This is a genomic window from Pantoea sp. UBA5923 (assembly GCF_002431095.1).
Taxonomy (GTDB): domain Bacteria; phylum Pseudomonadota; class Gammaproteobacteria; order Enterobacterales; family Enterobacteriaceae; genus Pantoea; species Pantoea piersonii.
This window is the reverse complement of the sequence record NZ_DJDN01000018.1, coordinates 96422-108682: the sequence shown is the minus strand read 5'-3', so window position 1 is coordinate 108682 and position 12261 is coordinate 96422. Positions and strand designations below refer to the sequence as shown.

1 protein-coding gene is annotated in these 12261 nt (G+C 66.5%); it reads left to right on the top strand.

The window, feature by feature from the left end; all coding sequences use genetic code 11:
* The first annotated feature begins 51 nt into the window (after positions 1–51).
* The gene (locus tag B3797_RS04120) at positions 52–12189 is read left to right on the top strand and encodes an Ig-like domain-containing protein (RefSeq protein ID WP_311790458.1); all 12138 of its coding nucleotides are present in this window, start codon (positions 52–54) and stop codon (positions 12187–12189) included.
* Positions 12190–12261: the final 72 nt, after the last annotated feature.

Genomic DNA, 12261 nt, shown 5'->3' with positions numbered 1-12261 from the left:
ACCGATGCGGCAGGCAACGTCAGCGTACCGACGGCGCCTTTCGACCTGACTGTGGCGACCGTTCAGCCGCCTGCCACCCTGACGCTGGTGGCGACTGACGACAGCGGCAGCACGCCGGTCGATCTGACTGACGGGGCCAGTACGCGCGACGCGACGCCGGTGCTGAGCGGCGTTACCACTGCCGGTGCGCTGGTGACGCTCTACAACGGCGACCAGCTGCTGGGTTCCGTCACCGCTGACGCCAACGGGCAGTGGAGCTTTACGCCGGACGCGCTGACGGATGGCAGCTACGCCTTCCGCGCCGCCACCGCTGACGGCGCAGGCACCGTTACCGACTCGCCTGTGCTTAATATCACCGTCGACACCGTTGCGCCGGACGCGGTCAGCAATTTGCAGCTGAGCAGCGACAGCAGCGGCACGCCGGTTGCCGTTACCACGGGCGCGACTAACGATACGACCCCGCTGCTGAGCGGCACGGCGGAGCCGGGCGGCATCGTCACCGTTTCTGACGGCGACAACGTGCTTGGCTCGGTAACCGCTGCCCAGGACGGCAGCTGGAACTTCACGACGCCCGCACTGAGCGAAGGCGACCACAGCCTGAGCGCGACCGTCACCGATGCGGCGGGCAACGTCAGCAGCGCCTCCGCGCCGGTCACCTTTAGCGTCGACAGCACGCCGCCAGCGGCGGCAGCCGATCTGGTGCTGAGCGACAGCCGCGACGGCACGCTACAGCCGGTAGCCGCAGGCGGCTCCACCAGCAGCACCAGCCCCACCCTGAGCGGGACGGCGGAGCCGGGCAGCATCGTTACCGTTTCTGACGGCGACGCGGTGCTGGGCACCGCCACGGTCAATACCGACGGCAGCTGGAGCTTTATTACGCCAGCGCTGGACGAGGGCGGCCACAGCCTGACCACCACGGTGACCGATCCGGCGGGCAACACCGGCGCAGCCTCCGCTCCGCTGGCCTTTACCGTCGATACCACCGCGCCAGCGGCCGTTAGCGGCCTGGTGGTGACAGATGACTACGGTGACGTTCAGGGAACGCTCGCCTCAGGCGACACCACCGATGACCGCACCCCGACGCTGAGCGGGCAGGGTGAAGCAAACGCGCTGGTGACCATCTATGACGGCCAGACCGTTCTGGGTTACACCACCGTCGATACCGACGGCAGCTGGAACTTCACCACGCCGACCCTGAGCAGCGGCCTGCACACCCTGACCACCACCGTCACTGACGCGGCAGGTAACGTCAGCAGCGCCTCCGACCCCTTCGATCTCACTATCGAGGGCGGCCTGCCGCCCGCTACCACGCCGCTTGAGGCGGTTAATGAAACGGGCAGCACGGTCACGCCGCTGGCAGATGGCGCGACCACTAATAACGACAGCCCGGTACTGAGCGGCCTCGCTGATGCAAACAGCGTGGTCACGCTCTATGACGGCCAGACGCTGGCAGGCAGCACCACGGCAAACAGCAGCGGCCACTGGTACTTCAGGCTCTTCTCGCTGTCGAACGGTTCGCACGCCTTCTTTGCCACCGCGGTCAGTCCGACCGGGGCCACAACCACCTCTGGGCCGCTGACCATCAACGTCGATACTGTCGCGCCAGCGGCGGCCGACAACCTGCAGCTCACCGATGACGCGGGCAGCACCAGCGTGCCGATCGGCGCAGGTGGCGCCACCAGCGATATCTCGCCGGTACTGAGCGGTACGGCCGAGCCGGGCAGCACCGTCACCATTTCCGACAGCGGCAATCTGCTGGGCACAGCGACAGCGGATGCCAGCGGCAGCTGGCGCTTTACCTCGCCAGCGCTGGCGGAGGGCGCGCACAGCTTCACCACCACCGTGACCGATGTCGCCGGCAACGTCAGCCCGACGACAGCGCCGCTTACCTTTACCGTTGATACCACGCCGCCAGCCGCCGCCAGCGGGCTGGTGGTAAGCGATGACGTCGGCGGCACGCAGGGGCCGTTGACCTCTGGCGACACCACCGATGACAACACGCCGACTCTGAGCGGCCAGGCCGAGGCGGGCGCGCTCGTCAGCATCTATGACGGCGACGTGCTGATCGGCACCGTCACGGCGGATGGCGCAGGCAACTGGAGCCTGACCACCACCGCGCTGAGCAACGGCAACCACAGTATGACCGTCACCGTTACCGACGCGGCGGGCAACGTCAGCCTGGCGACATCCGCCTTTAACCTGAATGTTCAGGCGGATCTGCCGCCCGCGACCCTCTCTTTGCAGGCGACCGATGACAGCGGCAGCCAGCTGGTCACCCTGGCCGACGGTGCCACGACGTCAGATGCGACGCCGCTGCTGAGCGGCCTGGCGACGGCGGGCGCGCTGGTGACGCTCTTTAGCGGCGATGTTGCGCTGGGCAGCGTGACCGCGGATGGCAGCGGCCAGTGGTCCTTTACCCCTGCGGCGCAGACGGACGGCACCTACACCTTCCTCGCCAGCTATACCGATGCGACCGGCAACCTGGTGACATCCACGCCGCTGACCCTGACTATCGACACCACCGCGCCGGCAGCCGCGACGGGCGTTACGCTCACCGACGCCAGCGGCACGCCGGTCGCTACCGACACGCCGACCAGCAACAGCGCGCCTGTGCTGAGCGGCAGCGCCGAGCCGGGCAGCACCGTGACCGTGTCTGACGGCGACACGGTGCTTGGCTCGGTAACCGCTGCCCAGGACGGCAGCTGGAGTTTCACCACACCGACGCTTTCCGACGGCGCGCATAGCCTCACCACCCTGGTCACCGATGCGGCGGGTAACGCCGGAGCGGCTTCCGCCCCTGTGACCTTCACCGTCGACACCCAGCCGCCTTCCTTGCCTGCGGATGTGGTGCTGAGCAACGATGGCGCGCCGATTGCTTCTGGCGATGCGACCAATAACGCGACGCCGACGCTGAGCGGGACGGCCGACGCAGGCAGCATCGTGACCGTTTCCGACGGCGCTACGGTGCTGGGCAGCGTCACGGCAGGCAGCGACGGCAGCTGGAGTTATACCGCGCCAGTGCTGGCAGACGGCGATCACAGCCTGACCGCTACCGCCACCGATCTGGCGGGCAACAGCAGCGTGGCCACAGCGCCGCTTCTCGTCACCGTTGATACCCTGGCGCCGACAGCGGCGACCGGCCTGCAGCTCAGCAACGACCAGAGCGGCACGCCTGTGCCGGTTACCGGCAGCGTCACCAACGATCCGACGCCGGTGCTGAGCGGAACCGCAGAGGCGGGCGGCATCGTCACCGTTTATGACGGCGCGACCGCGCTCGGCTCCGCAACAGCGGGCACAGACGGCAGCTGGAGCTTTACCGTCCCAGCGCTGAGCGAAGGGGGCCACAGCCTGAGCGCTACCGTCACCGATGCGGCAGGCAACGTCGGTCCGGCCTCTGATGCGCTGGCCGTTACCGTTGATACCACGCCGCCAGCGGCGGCGGCCGCTCTGCTGCTCAGCAGTGAGAACGGTACGGCTATCGTTTCCGGCGGGCTGACCAACTCTGACACGCCGGTGCTGAGCGGCACCGCCGACGCGGGCAGCCTGGTTACCGTCTCCGATGGCGATAACGTGCTTGGCTCGCTAACCGCTAACGCCGACGGCAGCTGGAGCTTTACTTCCCCTGTGCTGGCTGACGGCCTGCACAGCCTGACGGCGACCGTAACCGACGGCGCGGGCAACGTCAGCCCGGCGACCGACGCGCTGAGCTTCACGGTAGATACCCAGCCGCCGACAGCGGCGCAGGATCTCTCGCTCAGCAACGATCAGAGCGGCGCGGCGATCCCTGCGGACGGCACCACCAGCGATGCGACGCCGGTACTGAGCGGCACCGCGGAACCGGGCGGCACCGTTACCGTTTCTGACGGTGGCACTGTGCTGGGTACGGTAACCGCGGCAGGCGACGGCAGCTGGAGCTTCACGACCCCAGCGCTGGCGCAGGGCGAGCACAGCCTGACCGCTACCGTCACCGATCCTGCCGGCAATACCGGCCCGGCCTCGGCGGCCTATCTCTTTAGCGTGGATTTGACGGCACCAGCGGCAGCGACGAACCTGGCGCTCACCAATGACGCCAGCGGTACGGCAATTGCGGCGGGCAGCCAGACCAATGACACCACGCCGGTGTTGAGCGGCACCGCCGCGGCTGGCACCACCGTCACCGTTTCTGATGGGGCGACCGTACTGGGCAGCACGTCGGCCGACGGCAACGGCAACTGGAGCTTTACCGCCCCGACCCTTAGCGAAGGCGCGCACAGCCTGAGCGTGGTGGTGACTAACGCCGCTGGCAACAGCAGCGCACCGTCTGGGGCGATCGGCTTTACCATCGACACCTCTGCGCCAGCGGCGGCGACCGATCTGGCGCTCACCAGTGACGCCAGCGACACGGCGATCGCGGCGGGCGGCTCGACCAATGACGCCACGCCGGTACTGAGCGGCACAGCGGAGCCGGGCGGTACGGTGACCATTTCTGATGGCGCTACCGTACTCGGTACGGCGACCGTCGGCACTGACGGTAGCTGGAGCTTTACGTCCCCCACGCTGGCCGAAGGCGCGCACAGCCTGATCGCTGCCGTTACCGATGCGGCGGGCAACCTTGGCCCGGCGTCAACCGCCTTTGGCTTTAGCGTCGATACCACCGCGCCAGCGCTGGCTGGCAACGTGCTGATCAACAACAACACCGGCCAGACGCTGACGCCGATTGCTGACGGCAGCACAACCAACGACGCCACGCCGGAGCTTACCGGTACGGCTGAAGCGGGCAGCATCGTCACCCTCTATGACGGCGCCGCAGCGATCGGCTCGGTCACCGCAGGGCCAGACGGCAGCTGGAACCTGAGCACGCCGACGCTGGCGGACGGGCTGCACAGCCTGAGCGTCAGCGTGACGGATGCGGCGGGCAACAGCAGCGGCACTACCACGCCGGTTAGCTTTACTGTCGATACCGTCGCGCCTGTGGCCGCGGCCGGGCTGACGCTGACCAACGACGCGAGCGGCACAGCTATTCCAGATGGCGGACTGAGCAATGACAACACGCCGGTGCTGAGTGGCACAGCAGAGGCGGGCACGGTGGTTACTGTGCTGGACGGTACGGTGGTGCTCGGCACCACCAGCGTGGATGGCAACGGCAACTGGAGCTTTACCACGCCGACACTTAACGACGGCGCGCATAGCCTGAGCGCTGTCGTGACGGATGCGGCGGGCAACGTCGGCCCGGCAAGCGACGCAATCGCGGTAAACGTCGATACCCAGCCGCCTGCGGCGGTCACCAGCCTGGCGCTGAGCAACGACAGCGGCGCGGTGGCGGTGGCGATACCGGACGGCGGTCTTACCAGCGACAACACCCCGGTGCTGAGCGGCTTTGCGGAGGCGGGTGGTACGGTCGCCGTCTATGAGGGCGCAGCGCTGCTGGGCAGCGTCGCGGTCAACGCCGACGGCAGCTGGAGCCTGATTTCGCCTGTGCTTGCCGACGGTACCCACTCCTTTACCGTCACGCCTGTCGATGCGGCGGGCAACGTCGGCGCCTCCGCCGCTATCAGCGTGGTGGTTGACGCCACCGCGCCAGCGACGGCGGCGAATATCGCGCTCAGCAGCGATAACGGCGCAACCGCAGTGGCGATCGCCGACGGCGGCACTACCAGCGACAGCACGCCGCTGATGAGCGGCAGCGGAGAGGCGGACACTATCGTCACTGTTTATGACGGCACCACAGTGCTGGGCACCACCACGGTGGGCGCCAGCGGGCTGTGGAGCTTCCCGGTGCCGACGCTGAGCGACGCCGCTCATAGCCTGACCGTGACCCTTACCGATGCGGCGGGCAATACCAGCCTGCCTTCGGCGGCGATCGGCTTTACGGTCGATACGCTGGCACCGGCAGCGACTGCGCTGACGGTCAGCAATGACAACGGCGCGGAAAATGTTGTGCTGACGCAGGGCGCCACCACCAGCGATAACACGCCGCTGCTGACGGGTACGGCGGAAGCCAACAGCCTGGTTACTCTTTATGACGGCGATGTGATTATCGGGTCGACGACGGCAGGCGGCGACGGCGCGTGGAGCTTTAGCTCGCCGACGCTGGCGGAGGGCACCCACGCGCTGAGCGCGACGGTCACCGATGAGATCGGCAACGTCAGCGCGCGTTCTGCAACCTTTAACGTAGTGGTTGACGTGACGCCGCCGGAACCGGCTGGCGCGCTGACGCTGCGTAACGATGGCGGCACGATTATTGCCGACGGCGGCGTGACCAACGACAGCACGCCCGCCATCAGCGGTACGGCGGAAGCGAACAGCCTTGTCACTGTCTATGACGGCACTTCACCGATTGGATCGGTGCTGGCGGACGGCGCGGGCGCATGGAGCCTCACCCCCGCTGCTGCGCTCTCCGACGCCACCCATACGCTGAACGTCACGGTGACCGATGCAGCGGGCAATATCAGCGCCACCTCTTCAGCCACCCTGACGGTGGACACCGTTGCGCCGCAGCCGGTTGCCACTTTCGATATTTACGATACTGACGGCGCCACGCCGCTGTTAATTGCCAATGGCGGCTATACCAACGACGCCACGCCAGTGCTGCGCGGCACCGCCGAGGCGGGCACCACGGTCAATATCTATCAGGGCAGCGATCTGATCGGCAGCGCCACGGTGAACGAAAGCGGCGTCTGGCGTTTTGAAACCGGCGCGCTCACTGACGGTCAGTACGCCTTTACCGTATCGGTCACCGATGCGGCGAACAATACCAGCGCTGAGGCGCAGCCTTACACGATTAACGTCGATCTGACGCCTCCGGCGGCAATCGCCGATCTGGCGGTAAGTGACGATGCGGGCGCGACTACCGGCCCGCTGGCCAACGGTGCTACCACCGACGACAACACCCCGACCCTGAGCGGAACCGCGGAGCCAGGCAGCACCGTTACCCTCTATGACGGTACGACGCTGCTGGGTACGGTTACGACGGCTGCGAACGGTGGCTGGAGCTTTACGGCGGCGGCGCTGAGCAACGGGTCGCACAGCTTTACGGTGACCCAGACCGACGTAGCGGGCAACGTCAGCGCGGCGTCGGCGCCTTTCGTCATCACCATAGAGAATGGCCTGCCGCCGACCACCAGCACGCTGCAAATTACCGACGACAGCGGCAGCACGCTGGTTACTCTGGCGGACGGCGCGTCAACGGGTGACACCACGCCGGTACTTAGCGGTACGGCGACGGCGGGCGACGTGATCACCATTCTGGATGGTGCCTCCACGTTGGGCAGCGTTACCGTTGGCGCGGGCGGCATATGGAGCTTTACGCCAGCGCCGCTGACGGAAGGGGCGCATAGGTTCTCTGTCACCTCTGTGGACGCAGAAGGTAATCCGGGCGCAGCCGTTCCGCCCGTTACCATTACCGTCGATACCACCGTCCCGACCACGGCCACCGATCTGCTGCTGAGCAACAATAACGGCACAACAGCGGTTAACATCCCTGACGGCACCGCTACCAACGACAACACGCCGCAGCTGAGCGGAACCACCGAAGCTAACGCGCTGGTCACCGTTTACGATGGCGATACCGTTATCGGCTCCACCACGGCGGGCGGCGACGGCGTATGGAGCTTCACCGCGCCGCTGCTGACTAACGGGGCGCACGCGCTGAGCGTCACGGTGACGGATGTCGCCGGTAACCTGAGCGGCCGTTCTGATGCGATCGCCTTTACCGTGGATACCGTTGCGCCTGCGACGACGGCAAATATGGTGCTCACCAACGACGCCACCAGTGGGGTCGTGCCGAACGGCGGCCTGACTAACGATGACACACCGGTACTCAGCGGCACCGCCGAAGCGGGCAGCCTGGTGACCGTCTACGACGGTACGACGGCGCTCGGCTCTGTCACCGCAAACGCAGGCGGCAGCTGGCGCTTTGTCTCCCGCGCGCTCGCGCAGGGTACGCATACGCTGAGCGCCCGCGTCACGGATGCGGCGGGCAACGTCAGCGTGCTTTCCGGCACCACCACGGTGATAGTGGATACCACGCCGCCTGCCGCCGTGACGCTGACCGCCAGCAATAACAACGGCTCGACCATCACGCCGATCGCCAGTAATGGCATCACCAACGACAGCACGCCAGTGCTGACAGGTACGGCAGAGGCGGGCAGCCGCATTACCATCACCGACGGCACCACGCTGCTGGGCAGCGTAACGGCGGGCAGCAACGGCCAGTGGAGCTTCACCACGCCGACGCTGGCCGACGGGCCGCATACGCTGAGCGTGACCGCAACCGATGCGGCGGGCAACGTCAGCGAGGCTGCGTTGCTGACGATGACGGTGGCGACCGCCGCACCGGCGCCCGTCGCTGACCTGACGGTTACCGATAACGTCGGCGCGACGCAGGGCAGTCTGACTAACGGCGGCGTAACCGACGACAGCACGCCAACCCTTAGCGGCACTACCGGCGCGGGCAATATTGTGACCGTCTACGACGGCGCGACGCTGCTCGGTACGGTAACGGCGGGCGCGAACGGCGCATGGAGCTTTACCACCGGCACGCTGAGCAACGGCGCGCATACGCTGAACGTGACGGTGACCGATGCCGCTGGCAACACCAGCGCCGCGACGCCGTTTACCCTGACGGTGGATACCGTCGCGCCAGCCGCCTCGACGCTGGCTATCACCAACGACGCCGCCAGCGTGACGGTGCCGAATGGCGGATCGACCAATGACAACACGCCGGTGCTGAGCGGAACGGCGGAAGCCGGCAGTACTGTTACTCTCTATGACGGCGCTGCGCCGCTCGGCTCGACTACCGTCGGCGCTGATGGCGGCTGGAGCTTTACCACGCCGGTGCTCGCTGAGGGCGTGCATGCGCTGCGCGTCACGGTAACGGACCTGGCGGGCAACGTCAGCGGTGCCACCACGGCCAGCATTACCGTGGACACCACGCCGCCCGCCGCTGTTACCCTGACGGCGAGCAACAACAACGGCACCACGCCGGTGCCGATCGCCAGCAACGGCAGCACCAACGACAACACGCCTGCGCTGACCGGTAGCGCCGAGGCGGGCAGCCGCATCACCATTACTGACGGCACGACGGTGCTGGGCAGCACGACGGCGGGCAGCAACGGACAGTGGAGTTTCGTCACGCCGACGCTGGCGGACGGGGCGCATACCCTGAGCGTCACCGCCACCGATGCGGTGGGCAACAGCAGCTCGCCGACCACGCTGACGCTGACCGTCGATACCACGGCGCCCGCGGCGGTGACCGATCTGACGGTCAGCGATAACGTCGGGACGATTCAGGGCAACCTGACGAACGGCGCGGCCACGGACGACAATACGCCAACCCTGAGCGGTACGGCGGAGGCGGGCGCGACCGTTGTTATCTTTGACGGCACCACGGCACTCGGCTCCACCACGGCGGGCGCGAACGGCGCATGGAGCTTTACCACCAGCGCCCTGAGCAACGGCGTGCATCCGCTGAGCGTGACGGTGCGTGACGCGGTGGGCAATACCAGCGCCGCGTCGCCCACGGTTTCTATTACCGTGGATACGGTGGCACCAGCGGCCTCGACGCTACAGATCGTTAACGACGTTACCGGCACAGCGGTGGCGAACGGCGGCTCGACGAACGACAATACGCCGACCCTGAGCGGGACGGCGGAGGCGGGCAGTCGCGTCACTATCTTTGACGGCACGACGCTGCTGGGGACGGTAACGGCGGGCGCGAGCGGTGCCTGGAGCTTTACCACCAGCGCGCTACAGCAAGGCTCGCATCCGCTGAGCGTGACGGTCACCGACCCGGCCGGCAACGTCAGCGGTTCTACCTCGTCGACCATCGTGGTCGATACCACGGCACCAGCGGCGGTCACGGCGCTGGCGGTAAGCAATAACAACGGCAGTACGCCGGTAACCATCCCGAACGGCGGCGTCACCAACGACAACACGCCGCTGCTGAGCGGCAGCGGCGAGGTCGGCGCGCGTATCACTGTCTATGACGGCGCTACGCTGCTGGGCAGTACGACGGTGGGCAGCAACGGGCAGTGGAGTCTGATTACGCCGGTGCTGGCCAGCGGCGCGCACACCCTGACCGTCACCGCGACCGATGCGGCGGGCAACGTCAGTCCGGGCGTGAATACCACCCTGACCATCGATACCACGGCTCCGGCGGCCAGCACCCTGGTGATCACTAACGACTCGGTTACGCCGAACGTGACGGTACCGAGCGGTGGGGCAACGCGCGATACCACGCCGGTACTGAGCGGTACGGCGGAAGCGGGCGCGGTTGTCACCATTTACGACGGTACGGCGCTGCTGGGCAGCGTAGTTGCGGGCAGCGGTGGCGCCTGGAGCTTTACCACCGCCACGCTGTCGCAGGGCGCCCATCCGCTGAGCGTGACGGTGACGGATACGGCGGGCAACGTCAGCACCACCACTGCGGCAAACGTGGTAGTGGACAGCGTGGCACCGACGGCGGTCTCCGGGCTGGCCATTAATACGGCGGGTACCACCCTGACCGGCAGCGGCGAAGCGGGCGCGACGGTTACCGTACGCGACGCGGGCGGCAACGCCATCGGCAGCGGTACCGTGGCGGCCAACGGCAGCTTCTCGGTGGCGCTGACGACTGCGCAGACCACCGGCGCGACGCTGTCGGTGACCCAGGCTGACAGCGCAGGCAACGTTTCGCCGATCGCGACGGTACTGGGGGCGATCCGCGTGGTAGCAGCCAATGATGTGAGCACCGTGGATTACGCCACCCAGACGGGCACCATCACCAACACCAACAGCAGCCATACCGGTGTTTCGCTGCTGAACGTCAATCTGGGCGGCGCGGTAACGCTCGATGTCCTGCAAAGCGCGAACGCCTATCAGTTCAGCGTGGGAACCGGCGATACCCGTACGGTAACGCTGCACGCTTCGGCGACCAGCCTGGTGGCGCTGACCTCTACCTATACGCTCTACCTCTACCAGCAGCAGGCGAACGGCACCTGGGTGGTGAAATCGAGCAACGCCAACTACATCTCCACCTTCCTGACGGTGGGGACGCAGACCGGCAGCAACGTCACCTACAGCAACCTCGGCACAGGCAACTACGCCGTGTTGCTGGGCACCAGTAGCGGCGTGGGCGTCCTGCCTTCCACGACCGTCACCACCACCTCCGATATCACCACGCTGGCGGTGACGGTGGCGGCCACCGTGACGGGCAACCTGCTGACGAACGACACCAGTTCGGTGGCCGGTACGATACCGACGGGCACGCAGGTGACTGCCGTTTCCGGCAGCGCCATCTCAGCCACGGGCAATACGGTTATCAACGCCACCTACGGCACCCTGACCATAGACGCCAAAGGCAACTACACCTACGCGCTGAAGGCGGGCCTGGATGCTGATACGGTGCCAGCGACAGATGTGTTCAGCTATTCGGTGCGCGACGCCAGCGGCGCGGTAACCTCGGCCACCCTGACGGTCGATCTGCACAACGGCCCGGCAGTCACGCTGCTTTCCGTAAACAGCCTGTTTGCGGAAACCAGCGTTGATGACGGCACCACGGCGAGCGGCAGCATCTACGGCGACAGCACAGCAACCCATACCGGCGCGCTGAGCATCACCAACGAGGCGGGCCTGACCACTGCCGTCAGCAGCAGCGGCGTTACGCTGGTGGCGGGGGACTACGGCACCCTGAGCATCACCGCCGACGGTCACTACACCTACGCGCTTAACAGCGCCGTCAATGCGCAGGAGATCGCCCATAAAGAGGTGTTCAGCTATAGCCTGGCGGCAGCCGACGGCACCATTACCACCAACAGCTTCACCATCGATCTGCATCCGACCATTACCGGAACCGCAGGGGCGGATGCGCTGACCAGCAGCGCCTATGACGACACCATCACGAGCGGAGCGGGCGCCGATACCCTGGTGTATCACCTGCTAAACAGCGCGGATGCCGTCGGCGGCAACGGGCATGACACCTGGACCGATTTCTCTGTCGCCGACGGCGACAAGATTGACGTCAGCAGTCTGCTCGTCGGCTGGAACGACAGCACCAGCAACGTCAACGATTTCGTGAAGGTGGACCATACCGCGGATGGCAATACCGTCCTGTCGATTGACCGCGACGGCACCGGCACCGCCTACAGCAGTACGCAGCTGGTCACGCTGGAGGGGGTTAACGTTTCACTGGAGGAGCTACTGCAACAGCCGCACCAGGTTCACACGGTCTGATCGCCGTGATGTCTGGCAGGGAAGCATTATCGGGCGCAGGGATGCGCCCCTTTCTCTAACTGATGAGTGGAA